The following is a 14417-nucleotide window of genomic DNA, read 5'->3' as shown; positions in this document are numbered from 1 at the left end:
CGGCCGGGCGGGCCGAAGGCCGGTCGCGCGCGATGAGTCGCTTGAGACCGCGAACGGCCCCCTCTAGGGTCGCCGCGATGACCGACGTTTCCGCCATTCCCGCCGACCTCAGCTTCGAGGACGCCCTGCAGCGCCTCGAACAGATCGTCCAAAAGCTCGAATCCGGCCAGGCGCCGCTCGAGGAGTCCATCGCCCTCTACGAGGAGGGCGCGCGCCTCAAGGCCCACTGCGAGACGCGGCTCAAGGCCGCCCAGCTGCGCGTCGAGAAGATCGTCGTCGGTCCCGACGGCCAGCCGCGCGGCGCCGAGCCGGCCGCCTTCGAGTGATGTCCGGAGCCCCGTCCGAGCGCATCGCCTTCGACGACTTCCTCAAGGTCGACATCCGCGTCGGCGAGGTGGTCCGGGCCGAACCCTTTCCCGAGGCGCGCAAGCCGGCCTTCAAGCTGACCATCGACTTCGGCCCCGACCTCGGCGTCCGGAAGTCCTCGGCCCAGATCACCGAGCACTACACCCTCGAGCAGCTCCACGGCCGCAAGGTCGCCGCCGTGGTCAACTTCCCGCCGCGCCAGATCGGCCCCTTCATGTCCGAGGTCCTGACGCTGGGTTTCCCCGACGCCGACGGCAAGGTGGTCCTCGTCGGCGTCGATCGCGACGTGCCGGTGGGCGGGAGGCTGTTCTGACCGTGCTGGCCGCCAATTCGCCGGAGCAGGGCGTCATCGACCGCGTCGCCGAGGTCGCCGACCTCGTCACCGTGGCCCTCGACGAGCTGCTGCCCCGCGCCGACGGGCCGGAATCGCGACTCACCGAGGCCATGCGCTACGCCGCCCTGGGCCCGGGCAAGCGGCTGCGGCCCTTCTTCGCCCTCGAGGCCGCCCGCCTGTTCGACATCGAGGAGCGGCCGGTGCTGCGCGCCGCCTGCGCGCTGGAGTGCGTCCACGCCTACAGCCTCGTCCACGACGATCTGCCGGCCATGGACGACGACGACGTCCGCCGCGGCCGCCCGACCCTGCACCGCGCCTACGACGAGGCCACCGCCATCCTCGCCGGCGACGCCCTGCAGACCGCCGCCTTCGACATCGTCCTGCACCCCGACACCCACGACGACCCGGGCGTGCGCTGCGAGCTCGCCGCCCGTCTGTCCATGGCCTCGGGCGCCCGCGGCATGGCCGGCGGCCAGATGATCGACCTGCTGGGCGTGCGCGACGACCTCGGCGGCGTCGCCCGCATGCAGCGGCTCAAGACGGGGGCCCTGTTCACCTACGCCTTCGAGATTCCGCTGATCGTCGCCCGCGCCCGCGACACGGAGCGCCAGGCCCTGACCAGCTTCGCCCACGACATCGGCCTCGCCTACCAGATCGTCGACGACCTGCTCGACGTCGAGGGCGACGAGGACATCCTCGGCAAGGCCGCCCGCAAGGACGAGGCCCAGGGCAAGACCAACTTCGTGACCCTGCTCGGCGTCGACGCCGCCCGCCGCCGCGTCGGCCACCTCGCCGATCAGGCCCGGTCCCACCTCGACCCGTTCGGCCCCGACGCGGACATCCTCAAGGCCAGCGTCGATTACGTGCTGCAGCGGCGGAACTGACCCCGGACGAACCGCCCCGCATCTCTTTTTCAGCTCCTCCTGTCCCCGACCGGCAGCGAAATGCGCTAGAGCGTGTTGGACAGGAAGGCCCAGGTACCCGCTCGCATGCCCGACACCCCGCTTCTCGACCAGGTCAAGTTTCCCGCCGACATGCGCGGATTCGACATTCCGCGCCTCAAGCAACTGGCCGAAGAGGTGCGGGCCGAGACCATCGACGCCGTCTCCGTCACCGGCGGCCACCTCGGCGCCGGCCTCGGCGTGGTCGAGCTGACGGTCGCCCTGCACCACGTGTTCGAGACGCCGAAGGACATCCTGATCTGGGACGTCGGCCACCAGTGCTATCCGCACAAGATCCTCACCGGCCGGCGCGACCGCATCCGCACCCTGCGCCAGGGCGGCGGCCTCAGCGGCTTCACCAAGCGCTCCGAGAGCGAATACGACCCGTTCGGCGCCGCCCACGCCTCGACCTCGATCTCGGCCGCCCTCGGCTTCGCCGCCGCCCGCGACCAGAAGGGCGGGACCAACCGCGTCGTGGCCGTCATCGGCGACGGCTCGATGTCCGCCGGCATGGCCTACGAGGCGATGAACAACGCCGTCGAGGCCACGCGGGGCCAGTTGATGGTGGTGCTCAACGACAACGACATGTCGATCGCCCCGCCGGTCGGCGGCATGAGCGCCTATCTCGCCGGCCTCGTCTCCGGCGGCACCTACCGGGGCATGCGCAAGATCGGCAAGAAGTTCGCCGAACACCTGCCCCGCCCGTTCAAGCAGGCGGCGAAGAAGGCCGAGGAATACGCCCGCGGCATGGTCACCGGCGGCACCTTCTTCGAGGAGCTGGGCTTCTATTACGTCGGCCCGATCGACGGGCACGACATGGACAACCTCGTTCCGATCCTGAGGAACGCCGCGGCCATCACCGACCGCCCGGTTCTGGTCCACGTCGTCACCCAGAAGGGCAAGGGCTACGCCCCGGCGGAGAGCAGCGCCGACAAGCTGCACGCGGTGGTCAAGTTCGACGTCGTCTCCGGCAAGCAGTCGAAGCCGGCCTCCAACGCCCCGAGCTACACCAAGGTGTTCGGGACCGAGCTGATCAAGCGCGCCCAGCGCGATCCTTCCATCGTGGCCATCACGGCCGCCATGCCCTCGGGCACCGGCCTCGACCTGTTCGGCCAGGCCTTCCCGGACCGGACCTACGACGTCGGCATCGCCGAGCAGCACGCCGTCACCTTCGCCGCCGGCCTCGCCGCCGACGGCATGAAGCCGGTCTGCGCCATCTATTCGACCTTCCTCCAGCGCGGCTACGACCAGGTCGTCCACGACGTGGCCATCCAGTCGCTGCCGGTGCGCTTCGCCATGGACCGCGCCGGACTGGTGGGCGCCGACGGCTCGACCCACGCCGGCTCGTTCGACATCGGCTACATGGGCGCCCTGCCGGGCATGGTGCTGATGGCGGCGTCGGACGAGGCCGAGCTGGCCGCCATGATCGCCACCTCGCTGGAGATCGACGACCGCCCGTCCGCCTTCCGCTACCCGCGCGGCGACGGCGTCGGCGTCGACATCCCGGAACTCGCCGCCCCGCTGGAGATCGGCAAGGGCCGCATCGTCCGCGAGGGCACGGCCGTGGCCATCCTGTCGCTCGGCACCCGGCTGCAGGAATCGCTCAAGGCCGCCGAGGCCCTGGCCGCGCGCGGCGTCTCGGCCACCGTCGCCGACGCCCGCTTCGCCAAGCCGCTGGACGAGGCGATGATCCTCCGGCTCGCCCGCGAGCACGAGGCCCTGATCACGGTGGAGGAAGGGGCCATGGGCGGCTTCGGCGCCTTCGTGCTGCAGTTGCTGGCCGAAAAGGGCGCCCTGGACGCCGGGCTCAGGGTCCGCACCCTTCACCTGCCCGACGTCTTCCAGGACCAGGAGGCCCCGTTCGCCCAGTACGAGACGGCCGGCCTCAACGCCTCCCACATCGCCGCCGCCGCCCTGCAGGCGCTCGGCGTCGAGGCCAGCCGCGCCGTCCGCGCCTGATCCGGCAACTCCTGCGGCCGCGCCCCGTTCTGTCCCCGTCGGGGGGTGGAGTGGAGTTCGACCGACATGACACGTCCGACCCTGGCCGCCGCCGTCTTCGCGACCCTGGCTTTCGCCGCCGCCCCCGCCCTCGCGCAGGAAGCGAACGCGCCCGAGCGACCCGGGGCGGACGCGGAACCCGCCCGGGCCGTGGAAGGGCCGGCTCCCGTGATCCGTTCGGCCGACGAGCGCCTGACCTGCCGGCAGATCGCCGACGAGGCGGCGGCGCTCAGCGCCGACATGGGCGGCACGCCCTCCGGCGGCGGACTGGGCGAGATCGCCAAAGCGGGCGCGGCCATGCTTATCCCCGGCGCGGGCCTGCTGTTCGCCGGGGCCGACGCCCTGACCCGCGAGGAACGTGAGCGCCGCCAGGCCGAAGCTCTCGCCGTCCAGAATCGCTGGTTCTACCTCAACGGCCTCTACGCCGGCCGCCGCTGCCTCCAGGGCGGTTGACCTCTTCTATTCCTCGCCCGCAGGGGGAGGGGGACCACGCGCAGCGTGGTGGAGGGGGAGGGCAAGCCCCCTTCGTCCTCGCCCGCGGTCCGCATCGCTGGTTCATCACCAAGGACACGAAGGGGCACGAAGAACACCAAGGGGGCACGCCCGTCTCTGCCGCCCGCGGGCCGCAGGCCCGCAACCGGATTCGAAGGCGTCGCCCTGCGGGCTCCGCGGAATACGCCGGTCCCGTCGTGTCCTTTGTGAATCCTTTGTGCCCGTTGTGATGAACCAGCGGCGCCAGACCCCATCCCCGGCGCCGGGAGTTAATGTCTAAATCACCTATCTCACGCGTATCGGCCCTTGTTTTCCTTGAACAAACCGGGGCAGGCAGCGTCATTTCCCCGCCATGGGAAGAACCACCCCTAGACTGCCTGCCATCCCGTCGATGGGGAGGGCGTCGGATCCACGACCTCGACGACGGCGGGCTGTGGTCGAGCGATGAAGTCGGGGTGGAGGAGAGTCCCGGGGTCCTCGTGGACGTCGAGTGGATGACGTCCCTTGCTCGCCGCGCGCCCCAACCAGGCGGGGTCGATGCGGACATGATCCGGAAAGTCCCGCCTCCCGGCGACGCCGCAAGGCCGAACCGGCGAGCCTTCAAGGCCCGAACAGGGCCGCCAGTCGGCGGGGCGAACGGAAAACGACCACGCGGGGCGCAGGCTTCCGCCGAATACGGTCACTCTCAATGCACAGACCGGGCGAAGGCCCGGCGCCCCGCTCCCTTCCCAGCCTGCGACGGACAACCGTCGGAGGACGAACCGTCCTGCGCGAATCCCGCCCGTTCGGCAGCGACCGTTCGCCACGCTGGCGATGAGGTGACACAATCGTGCGAGTTTTCAACAAGCTAGCGCAGGATCGCGCCGCCTTGACCTGCGGGGGTCCCGCCTATAGGTTCCGCGCCGAATTCAGACCCCCCTCGGCATCCGTGTCGGGGCGCTGAGGCCGCCATGTCCCTGCCACCGGAATCGCGCGAAGAGGCGATCGCTCGTCTCACGAAGAGCGCATCCGATCTGGAGACGCGCACCACCCCGCGGATCTCCCAGGAGATGGCGGGTCATGCGGCGGCCAGCCAGGCCTGGAAGATCATCGCCGATCTCCTCGGCGGCGTCTTCGTGGGCCTCGCGCTCGGCTGGGTGTTTGACTACTTCACCGGCGCCTCGCCGGTCGGACTCATCGGCGGCGTCCTGCTGGGCTTCGCCGTATCGGTGTGGATGGCGTGGCGCACGGCGCAGCGCCTGATGGCCGAGGCCAACAAGTTTGGGGAGCCGACGTCGGTTCCCTTCGACGACGAAGACGAAGGAGCCTGATCGACCAATGGCCGATCCGCTACACCAGTTCCAGGTCACGCCTTACGAGTGGCTCGACTTCGGCGAAGTGACCCTGCCCGTCGTCGGCACCGTGCACCTGGCCTTCACCAACTCGCATCTGGCGATGACCATCGCCTTCGTCGTGGTGGTCGGCTTCCTGACCCTGGTCACCTCCGGGGCGAAGGTCGTTCCGGGCCGACTGCAGGCGGTGGGCGAGACCCTGTTCGGCATGATCGACGGGATGACGAGTTCGATCATCGGGCACGACGGCAAGAAGTACTTCCCGTTCGTGTTCACCATCTTCCTGTTCATCCTCGGGATGAACCTGCTGGGCATGTTCCTCAGCTTCACGGCCACCTCGCAGCTGGCGGTGACCGCCACCTTCGGCCTCATCACCTTCGGGCTGGTGGTCATCATCGGCATCGTCAAGAACGGCGCCGGCTTCCTGAAGCTGTTCTGGCCGACCGGCGCGCCGCTGGTCATGCGTCCGGTCGTCGGCCTGATCGAGTTCTTCTCCTTCCTGCTTCGCCCGATCACCCTGACCCTTCGTCTGTTCGGCAACATGATGGGCGGCCACATCGCCCTGAAGGTGTTCGCCGGGTTCGTGGCGACCGCCGTCGTCGGCGCCGCCGGCTGGTTCGGCCTGCTGATCTTCCCGCTCGCCATGGGCATGACGATCGGCCTGACCGCGCTCGAATTCCTCGTGGCCTTCCTTCAGGCCTTCGTCTTCGCCGTTCTGACCTGCATCTACCTCAACGATGTGGTCAACCTGGACCACGCCCACTAAGGGCCGGACCAGTTCGTCTCCCCACCCAACCTCGATAAACAGGACTTAAGACCATGGATCCTCAAGCCGCCAAGCTCATCGGCGCCGGCATCGCGATGTGCGGCATGATCGGCGCCGGCATCGGCGTCGGCAACATCTTCGGCCAGTTCCTGGCGGGCGCCCTGCGCAACCCGTCGGCCGCCGGCTCGCAGATCGGCAACCTGTTCGTCGGCGCGGCCCTGGCCGAAGCCCTCGGCATCCTGGCCTTCGTCATGGGCATCCTGATCTGGATCTCGTGATCGTCCCTTCGGCGGCGCGGCCTGCCCGCGCCGCCGGTTGACGCTTTTCCAGTTTCCCGACCAGGCGACCGATGACCGCTCAAGCCCAACCCGTCCTGCCCGAAGACGCGACCGCCCCGGTCGCGGTCGAGGACACGCACGCCACGACCGAGGCCGCCCACGGCGGGGAACACGAGTCCGGCGGCCTGCCGCAGTTCGAGTTCCAGCACTGGTTCGGCCAGATCGTCTACCTGGTCTTCCTGTTCGTCGTTCTCTACTTCCTGATCGCCCGGGTCTTCGCCCCGCGCATGCGGCGGGTCTTCGACGAGCGGGCCTCGACCATTTCGACCGCGATCGAGACGGCCCGTCAGGTCCAGGCCGAAGCGGCCGGCCAGGCCGAGGCCGCCAAGCGTGAGGTCGAGGAGGCCCGCGCCGCCTCGCGCGCCACCGCCGCCGCGGCCAAGGCCCGCGTGACCGAGGAGGCCAACGCCCGCGCCGCCGTGGAAGAGGCTTCCGTCGCCGCCCGCATCGCCGAGGCCGAGACCGCCATCGCGGCGACGCGCGACGCCGCGATGTCCAACGTCGCGACCATCGCCTCGGATACCGCGGCGGCCATCGTCGAACGTCTCACCGGCAAGGCCCCGACGGGCGCCGAAGCCGCCGCCGCCGTGAAGGGCGCCGCCTGATGGAATTCTTCAATCCCCACCTCTACGACCTGGCCAACGCCGAACTGTGGGTCGCGATCGGCCTGATCGCCTTCTTCGTCATCGTCGCTGTCGCCGGCGTGCCGAAGCTGGTCGGCGGCGCCCTCGACGCCAAGGCCGCGAAGATCCAGGCTGAACTCGACGAGGCCGCGCGCCTGCGCGCCGAGGCCGAGGCCCTGCTGGCCCAGATCCGTCAGGAGAAGGCCGAGGCCGAAGCCCAGGCCGCCGAGATGCTGAAGGCCGCCGAGGCCGACGCCCGCCGCCTCGAGGAAGAGTCGAAGGTGAAGCTGGAAGAGAGCCTGGCCCGCCGCCAGCAGCTGGCCGAGCGCCGCATCGCCCAAGCCGAGGCCCAGGCGTCCGCCGAGGTCAAGGCCGCGGCCGCCGATCTCGCCGCCCGTGCGGCCGAGCAGATTCTTGCCGCCCGTCTGGCCGGCCAGAAGAGCGATCCGATGCTCGACGCCGCCATCGCCCAGCTGGGCTCGCGCCTCAACTAGGCGATCGGCAAGTCGAAACGCTCAGGCCCCGTCGGCTGCCGCCGGCGGGGCCTTTTTCGTCAGTGCGCCGGGGCGCCGTGGATCACGTCGTGACCCCGCCGCCGCTCCCGCTCGACCAGCCGCGCATAGACGTTGCCGAGCACGATGCCGTAGACGGCGTGCGTGGCGATCATCCACGCCAGCGTGCCGAAGCCAGCCCGCATGAAGAACATGCCGACGCCGGCCAGCGGCGCGACCGTCAGGCTCATCAGGATGAAGGCTCCCACGGCGAACAGGATGCCCTTCGACTCCGGCGTGTCGGTCGGCAGCCTCGGACAGATCACCCCGAACAGGGGACCGAGCACCAGCGTCCCGACGACGGCGTGGGCGATCCAGCCCACCGCCATGGTGTCGGGCGTCTGCAGCATCACCGACAGGAGCCGCGGGAAGCTCACCGCCCACGGCCCCAGCATCAGATTGGCGATTTCAAGTATGGACACGGCGATCGTGGCCGCCAGACCGGCGATCAGCCCCTTTTGTACGCGTGACATCATGACCGCTAGCGCCTCCCAAACGCATGCTCTGGTTCTGATTACGCAAACCGGAGCATACGCCTCTGAGGGGAGGCGGCGTTCACATCAGCGTGCTTCGCAGGTGCGAAGCCTTATTCGGCGGCGATGTTCGAGCCTTCGGGAGCCGTCCAGCGCAGCACCGGCTGCCGGGCGGCGCGGGTCTCGTCCAGCCGCCGCAGGGGGGCGTGGAAGGGCGCGCCCTTGAACCGCTCGACGTCGCCGGCCTTCGCCGCCTGCGCCAGCGCCCGCATCGCCTCGATGAAGCGATCCAGCTCCTGCTTCGATTCCGTCTCGGTCGGCTCGATCAGCATGGCCCCGTGCACGACCAGCGGGAAGTACATGGTCATCGGGTGGAAGCCTTCGTCGATCATCGCCTTGGCGAAGTCGAGCGTGGTCACGTCCGTGCCCTTCAGCCATTCGTCGTCGAACAGGGCCTCGTGCATGCACGGCCCCTCCGGGAAGGCCGCCGACATCAGGTCCGACAGCCGGGCCTTGATGTAGTTGGCGTTCAGAACCGCGTCCTCGGCGACCTGCCGCAGTCCGTCCGAGCCATGGCTCATCATGTAGCTGAGGGCCCGCACGTACATGCCCATCTGGCCATGGAAGGCGCAGAGGCGTCCGAAGGCCTGCGCCGCCTCGCCCTCGGCGAATTCCTCCAGCCGGAAGCCGTCCTCGCCCGAGACCACCCACGGGGCCGGGGCGAAGGGGGCCAGGGCCTCCGACAGCACCACCGGACCCGCGCCCGGGCCGCCGCCGCCGTGCGGCGTCGAGAAGGTCTTGTGCAGGTTGATGTGCATGGCGTCGACGCCGAGGTCGCCCGGCCGTACCCGCCCGACGATGGCGTTGAAGTTCGCCCCGTCGCAGTAGAAATAGGCTCCGGCCTCGTGGGTCAGGCGGCTGATCTCGAGGATGTCGCGCTCGAACAGGCCGCAGGTGTTCGGGTTGGTGACCATGATGGCGGCGACGTCGTCGCCCAGCTTGGCCTCGAGGTCCTTGATGTCGACCCGGCCGTCTTCGGTCTGGGCGATCTCGACCACCTGATAACCGACGAAGGCGGCGGTGGCGGGATTGGTGCCGTGGGCCGAGGTCGGCACCAGCACCTTGTTGCGCGGCTTGTCCGAGCGCAGGCCGTGGCCCGCGGCCCGGTGGGCGGCGCGGATGGCCATCAGGCCGCACAGCTCGCCGTGGGCGCCGGCCTTGGGCGACAGGGCCACCGCCGGCATGCCGGTCAGGGTCTTCAGCCAGTGGGCCAGCTGGTCCATCAGCTCCAGCGCGCCCTGCACCGTCGACTGCGGCTGCAGCGGGTGGATGTCCGAGAATCCGGGCAGGCGAGCCATCTTCTCGTTCAGGCGCGGATTGTGCTTCATCGTGCACGAGCCGAGCGGATAGATGGCCAGGTCGATGGCGTGGTTCTTCTGGCTCAGGCGCACGTAGTGGCGCATCGCCTCCGGCTCCGAGAGGCCGGGCAGGCCGATCGGATCGCGGCGCACGAGGTCGCCAAGGTCGGAGCCGTCCGCCTTCGGCTCCGGCAGGTCGACGCCGGTCTTGCCCCAGCCGTCGCTCTCGAAGATCAGGTGCTCGTCCTGCAGCAGGCCCCGGCCGCCGGTCAGGGTCGGGTGCTTGTAGTCGTGGCCCACGGCGTTGGGCGTGGTCGGACGGCCGACGGTGTTCATGGTGCTCATTACAGAACCTCCGCCAGGGCGGACTTCAGGGTCGCGATATCCGCGTCGGTGGTGATCTCGGTGGCGGCGACCAGCAGGACGTCGTCCATGCCCGCCGCGGGGGCGAGGCGGCCGTAGGGCACGCCGGCGAGGATGCGCTTCTCCGCCAGCCGCTCGACGACCTCGCTGGCCGGCTTCGGCAGGCGCACCGCGAACTCGTTGAAGAAGCGCGGGGTCAGCACCTCGACGCCGGGTATCGCCGCCAGGGCGTCGCGGGTCTTCACCGCCGCCTCATGGTTCAGCAGGGCCAGCCGGCGCAGGCCGGTCTCGCCCAGCAGGCTCATGTGGATGGTGAAGGCCAGGGTGCACAGGCCCGAGTTGGTGCAGATGTTCGAGGTCGCCTTGTCGCGGCGGATGTGCTGCTCACGCGTCGACAGGGTCAGGACGAAACCGCGTTCGCCGTCGGCGTCGACGGTCTCGCCGGTCAGGCGGCCCGGCATCTGGCGGATCAGCTTCTCGCGGCAGGCGAACAGGCCGACGTAGGGTCCGCCGAAGTTCAGGGCGTTGCCGATCGACTGGCCCTCGGCGGCGACGATGTCGGCCCCCATCTCGCCCGGCGACTTGAGCAGCCCCATCGACACGGCCTCGGTAACCACCACGATCAGCAGGGCCCCGGCCGCGTGGGCGGCCTCGGCGATCTTCGTCACGTCGGTGGCCGTGCCGAACACGTTCGGCGTCTGGACCACCACGCAGGCCGTGTCCGGGCCGATCTGGGCGATGACGTCCGCCTCGGCGTCCACCGCGGCGGGCAGCACCTGGGTCTCGACGCCGACGGCGTGGACCACGGTTTCGGTCGCCGCCACATAGTGCGGATGCACCCCGCCCGAGATCACCGCCTTGTTGCGGCGGGTCACGCGGGTGGCCATCAGCACGCCCTCGGCCATGGCGGTCGAGCCGTCATACAGCGAGGCGTTGGCCACCGGCATGCCGGTCAGGTTCGCGACCTGGGTCTGGAACTCGTACAGGTACTGCAGCGTGCCCTGGGCGATCTCCGGCTGGTAGGGCGTGTAGCTGGTCAGGAATTCCGACCGCTGGATCACATGGTCCACCGTGGCCGGCACATGGTGCTTGTACGCCCCTGCGCCGCAGAAGAAGGGGACCGAGCCGGCCGCCACGTTCCGCCCCGCCATTGCGCCCAGCGCGCGCTCGACCTGCAGTTCGCCGGCCACGCGGGGCAGGTCGACGAAGCCCTCCCGCCGCGCCGCCTCGGGCACGTCCACGAACAGGTCGTCGATCGACTTGGCCCCGATCGCCGCCAGCATGGCGGAGCGGTCGTCGGGCGTCAGCGGCAGGTAGCGCATGGCGGGGAGGGTCCGTGCGAAGGGTCTAGAGGGTGGCCAGGTACTGGTCGTAGGCGGCGCGATCCATCAGCTCGTCGAGCTGTGAGGCGTCGGACACCTTGATCTTCGCGAACCAGCCTTCGCCCTCGGGGTCGGCGTTGACGGTCTCCGGGGCGTTGGCCAGGGCGGCGTTGCCCTCGACCACCTCGCCCGCGACCGGAGCGTAGACGTCGGACGCGGCCTTGACGCTCTCGACGACGGCGAAGCTGTCGCCCTTCGACACCGACCTGCCGGCCTCGGGGGTCTCGACGAACACCACGTCGCCGAGCGCCTCGGCGGCGTGCTTGCTGATGCCGACAGTGGCGACGTCGCCCTCGAGGCGAACCCACTCGTGATCCTTGGTGAAGCGCATCTCAGTTCTCCGGAAGCCGTCAGGCGGCCTTGGGTTTGCGATAGTAGCGGGAGGCGACGAAGGGCAGGGCGACCACCTCGGCGGCGGCGGCCTTGCCGCGCACGATGACCTTCAGCTCCGTGCCGAGCTCGGCCATGGCCGGCGGGACGTAGCCCATGGCGATGTTCTTGCCGAGCGTCGGCGAGGGACCGCCCGAGGTGACCTTGCCGACCACCTTGCCTTCGGCGTCGGCGATCTCGGCGCCCTCGCGGGCCGGGGCGCCTTCCTTGACGTGCAGGCCGACGCGGACCCGCCCCGGGCCGTCGGCCTGCGCCTTCAGGATGCGGTCGGCGCCGGGGAAGTCGGCGCGCTCCTTGCGCGATTTCGACAGGGCGAAGGTCAAGGCGCCCTCGACCGGGTCGGTGGAGGCGTCGATGTCGTGGCCGTGCAGCGGCAGGCCGGCTTCAAGCCGCAGGCTGTCGCGGGCGCCCAGTCCGATCGGCTTCACCCGGGCGTCGGAGAGCAGCAGGTTCCAGATCCGCTCGGCGTCGGCGGCGGGAACCGAAATCTCGTAGCCGTCCTCGCCGGTGTAGCCCGAGCGGGAGACGTAGCAGTCGACTCCGAACAGCATCAGCCGGGCGCAGTCCATGAAGCCGAACTCGGCCAGCACCGGCTCGTGGGCGGCCATGACCTCGGCGGCCTCGGGGCCCTGGATGGCCAGCAGGGCGCGGTCGTCGAGGATGGTCAGGGTGGCGTCGCCGGAGATGTTGGCCTTCAGATGGGCGAAGTCGGCGTCCTTGTTGCCGGCGTTGACCACCACATAGAGGCCGTCGTGGTCGGGCTTGCCGGCCATCAGGTCGTCCATGATGCCGCCCTCGGCGTTCAGCAGCAGCGAATACTTCTGCTTGCCGGCCTTGAGGATCTGGTAGTCGCCGGGCACGAGCCGCTCGAACTGGGCGATGGCGTCGGCACCGGTGATCTTGCACTGGCCCATGTGCGAGACGTCGAACAGGCCGGCGTGTTCGCGGGTCCAGCGGTGCTCGGCCAGAACCCCTTCATACTGCACCGGCATGTCGTAGCCGCCGAAGCCGACCATGCGGGCCCCCAGCGCGCGGTGGGCGGCGTTCAGCGGCGTGGTCTTCAGGGACTGATCGGTCATCGGCGCCTCTCGCGGTCGCGTGTTTTGGCGGTAGCTCCGCCGTCCTCGCGCCCCCGCTGTCCTGAAGCCTGAGAGATTCCGCGCCGGACCGGGTCCGGGGCTTGCTCCGTCGGCGCGCCCCGAAGGGCGACTTTCCAGCGTCCGTGCGCCTCGCGGTCCTTTTGCCTGAGCGTTTCCGGGGCGGTTGCGCCTTCGGCTCCGGGCCCGCCGAAACGACCCCGATCTCTCCCGCGAGAGCGCCGCGACCTAGGCCTCGACTCCGGAGGGAAGTCAAGCGGGAGCGGAACCCGTCGCCGTCAGCGAACCAGCCGGGCTGCAAGTGCGACAAGGCCGGCGAGTCCCGTCGCGGGCACGGCGATTCTGAAGGTCCAGACGCACCCGGAAATGAAACGGCTGTCGTAGCGCCTGTGCAGGTCGGTGTAGAAGGCGGCGATTGGCGTGAGGTCCCACCCCCAGCCCGGCCGCCAGAACCCGGGGAGCTCTCCGGGACGCAGCTTCATCGACTTCAGGTAGTCGGCCCAGAACTGCGCCCCGTACCACGCGGCGACCAGCGCCCCGAAGGCGGTGATGGACATCCAGACTGCGGCAAGTCCGGCCCAGTGCGTCATCCGCTCTTCGCAGCGTAGACCTCGACCTCCGCCAACCGCGCCGCCTTCTCCCTCTCGTCGAGGAACGACCCCTCGAAGCTGTTCCGCGCCAGCTGCGTCACCTGCTCCCGTGTCAGCCCCACCGCCTCGGCGAGGCGGCGGTAGTTGTCGTTCACATAGCCGCCGAAATAGGCGGGGTCGTCGGAGTTGAGGGTGACGTGCAGGCCGCGGCGCAGCATCTCGGGGACCGGGTGGTCCCTGAGGTCCTTGACCACGCAGAGCTTGAGGTTGGACAGCGGGCACACAGTCAGCGTCATCTGCGACGCGGCCAGGCGTTCAATGAGCGCCTCGTCCTCCATCGAGCGGTTGCCGTGGTCCATGCGGTCGATGCGCAGCAGGTCGAGGGCTTCGCGGACGTATTCGGGCGGGCCTTCCTCGCCGGCGTGGGCGCACAGCTTCAGCCCCATTTCCCGGGCCCGGGCGAAGACCCGCTCGAACTTCGAGGGCGGGTGGCCGACCTCGGAGGAGTCGAGCCCGACGCCGGCGATGCGGTCCAGCCACGGCCCGGCCTGGTGCAGCGCATCGAAGGCGGCGTGCTCGTCGAGGTGGCGCAGGAAACAGAGGATCAGCTTCGAGGAGACGCCCAACTCCCGCTCGGCCCGCTTCATCCCGGCCAGAAGGCCCTCGGCCACGACGCCGAAGGGGAGGCCGCGGTCGGTGTGGGTCTGGGGGTCGAAGAAGATCTCGGCGTGGCGGACGTTGTCGGCGGCGGCGCGACGGAAGTAGGCGAAAGCCAGGTCGTGGAAGTCCTCCTCGGTGAGCAGGACGTTGGCGCCGGCGTAGTAGATGTCGAGGAAGTCCTGCAGGTTGGAGAAGTCGTAGGCCGCCCGCACGGCCTCGACGCTGTCGAACGGGATCGAGACGCGGTTGCGGCGGGCGAAGTCGAACATCTGCTCGGGCTCGAGGCTGCCCTCGATGTGCAGGTGAAGCTCGGCCTTGGGCAGACCGGCGATATAGGCGTCGAGCGACATGGCGGCTCCCTCCG

17 protein-coding genes and 2 riboswitches are annotated in these 14417 nt (G+C 69.8%); of the genes, 10 read left to right on the top strand and 7 right to left on the bottom strand.

Annotated features, from left to right (window positions below):
• Positions 1-77: 77 nt before the first annotated feature.
• The 10 genes from BM333_RS07180 to BM333_RS07135 all read left to right on the top strand — a co-directional run bounded on the left by BM333_RS07180 (position 78) and on the right by BM333_RS07135 (position 7683).
• Positions 78-326, top strand: coding sequence for an exodeoxyribonuclease VII small subunit (locus BM333_RS07180; protein WP_092309034.1), 249 nt, complete (start codon positions 78-80; stop codon positions 324-326).
• Positions 326-679 carry a tRNA-binding protein gene (locus tag BM333_RS07175; protein WP_092309032.1) on the top strand — a complete coding sequence of 118 codons (354 nt, stop codon included), beginning with the start codon at positions 326-328 and terminating at the stop codon, positions 677-679. Before BM333_RS07180 ends, BM333_RS07175 begins: the two co-directional genes overlap by 1 nt.
• Before the next feature lie 35 nt (positions 680-714).
• On the top strand, positions 715-1584 hold the full coding sequence (locus tag BM333_RS07170) for a polyprenyl synthetase family protein (RefSeq protein ID WP_092309648.1): 870 nt from the start codon (positions 715-717) through the stop codon (positions 1582-1584).
• Between the two features lie 105 nt (positions 1585-1689).
• Positions 1690-3600: a 1-deoxy-D-xylulose-5-phosphate synthase gene (gene dxs, locus BM333_RS07165; RefSeq protein ID WP_092309030.1), complete on the top strand. Its 1911-nt coding sequence runs from the start codon at positions 1690-1692 to the stop codon at positions 3598-3600.
• 66 nt (positions 3601-3666) lie between these two features.
• Complete coding sequence (locus tag BM333_RS07160; protein ID WP_092309028.1) at positions 3667-4092, top strand: hypothetical protein; 426 nt, start codon at positions 3667-3669, stop codon at positions 4090-4092.
• Between the two features lie 989 nt (positions 4093-5081).
• Positions 5082-5441 (top strand): AtpZ/AtpI family protein, encoded by a 360-nt coding sequence (locus BM333_RS07155; protein WP_092309026.1) that lies wholly within the window; start codon positions 5082-5084, stop codon positions 5439-5441.
• Positions 5442-5448: 7 nt separating this feature from the next.
• A complete protein-coding gene (locus BM333_RS07150; protein WP_092309024.1) occupies positions 5449-6228 on the top strand; it encodes a F0F1 ATP synthase subunit A in 780 nt (259 codons plus the stop codon).
• A 53-nt stretch (positions 6229-6281) separates the two neighbouring features.
• A complete protein-coding gene (locus tag BM333_RS07145; RefSeq protein ID WP_056619394.1) occupies positions 6282-6506 on the top strand; it encodes a F0F1 ATP synthase subunit C in 225 nt (74 codons plus the stop codon).
• A 71-nt stretch (positions 6507-6577) separates the two neighbouring features.
• Positions 6578-7171 (top strand): F0F1 ATP synthase subunit B family protein, encoded by a 594-nt coding sequence (locus BM333_RS07140; RefSeq protein ID WP_092309022.1) that lies wholly within the window; start codon positions 6578-6580, stop codon positions 7169-7171.
• Complete coding sequence (locus tag BM333_RS07135) at positions 7171-7683, top strand: F0F1 ATP synthase subunit B (protein ID WP_092309020.1); 513 nt, start codon at positions 7171-7173, stop codon at positions 7681-7683. The genes BM333_RS07140 and BM333_RS07135 overlap by 1 nt, the downstream gene beginning before the upstream one ends.
• 59 nt (positions 7684-7742) lie before the next feature.
• Here BM333_RS07135 and BM333_RS07130 read toward each other — a convergent pair whose 3' ends face one another.
• The 7 genes from BM333_RS07130 to BM333_RS07100 all read right to left on the bottom strand — a co-directional run bounded on the left by BM333_RS07130 (position 7743) and on the right by BM333_RS07100 (position 14403).
• Positions 7743-8213: a DUF6789 family protein gene (locus BM333_RS07130; RefSeq protein ID WP_245777183.1), complete on the bottom strand. Its 471-nt coding sequence runs from the start codon at positions 8211-8213 to the stop codon at positions 7743-7745.
• A gap of 113 nt (positions 8214-8326) precedes the next feature.
• Entirely contained in the window at positions 8327-9916 is a 1590-nt protein-coding gene (gene gcvPB / locus BM333_RS07125; protein WP_092309016.1) for an aminomethyl-transferring glycine dehydrogenase subunit GcvPB, read from the bottom strand.
• Entirely contained in the window at positions 9916-11256 is a 1341-nt protein-coding gene (gcvPA, locus tag BM333_RS07120) for an aminomethyl-transferring glycine dehydrogenase subunit GcvPA (RefSeq protein WP_092309013.1), read from the bottom strand. The genes gcvPB and gcvPA overlap by 1 nt, the downstream gene beginning before the upstream one ends.
• Positions 11257-11281: 25 nt before the next feature.
• Positions 11282-11647, bottom strand: coding sequence for a glycine cleavage system protein GcvH (gene gcvH, locus BM333_RS07115; protein WP_092309011.1), 366 nt, complete (start codon positions 11645-11647; stop codon positions 11282-11284).
• 19 nt (positions 11648-11666) lie between these two features.
• The gene (gcvT, locus tag BM333_RS07110; RefSeq protein ID WP_092309009.1) at positions 11667-12785 is read right to left on the bottom strand and encodes a glycine cleavage system aminomethyltransferase GcvT; all 1119 of its coding nucleotides are present in this window, start codon (positions 12783-12785) and stop codon (positions 11667-11669) included.
• A 54-nt stretch (positions 12786-12839) separates the two neighbouring features.
• Positions 12840-12925, bottom strand: a riboswitch (glycine riboswitch).
• 3 nt (positions 12926-12928) lie between these two features.
• Positions 12929-13026, bottom strand: a riboswitch (glycine riboswitch).
• A gap of 55 nt (positions 13027-13081) precedes the next feature.
• Complete coding sequence (locus BM333_RS07105) at positions 13082-13393, bottom strand: hypothetical protein (protein ID WP_092309006.1); 312 nt, start codon at positions 13391-13393, stop codon at positions 13082-13084.
• A complete protein-coding gene (locus BM333_RS07100) occupies positions 13390-14403 on the bottom strand; it encodes an adenosine deaminase (protein WP_092309003.1) in 1014 nt (337 codons plus the stop codon). Before BM333_RS07100 ends, BM333_RS07105 begins: the two co-directional genes overlap by 4 nt.
• Between the last annotated feature and the right edge of the window lie 14 nt (positions 14404-14417).

The organism is Brevundimonas viscosa, assembly GCF_900116065.1.
In the GTDB taxonomy this organism is placed as follows: Bacteria; Pseudomonadota; Alphaproteobacteria; order Caulobacterales; family Caulobacteraceae; genus Brevundimonas; species Brevundimonas viscosa.
The sequence above is the reverse complement of the archived record's forward strand: the minus strand, read 5'-3'. Positions and strand labels throughout refer to the sequence as shown.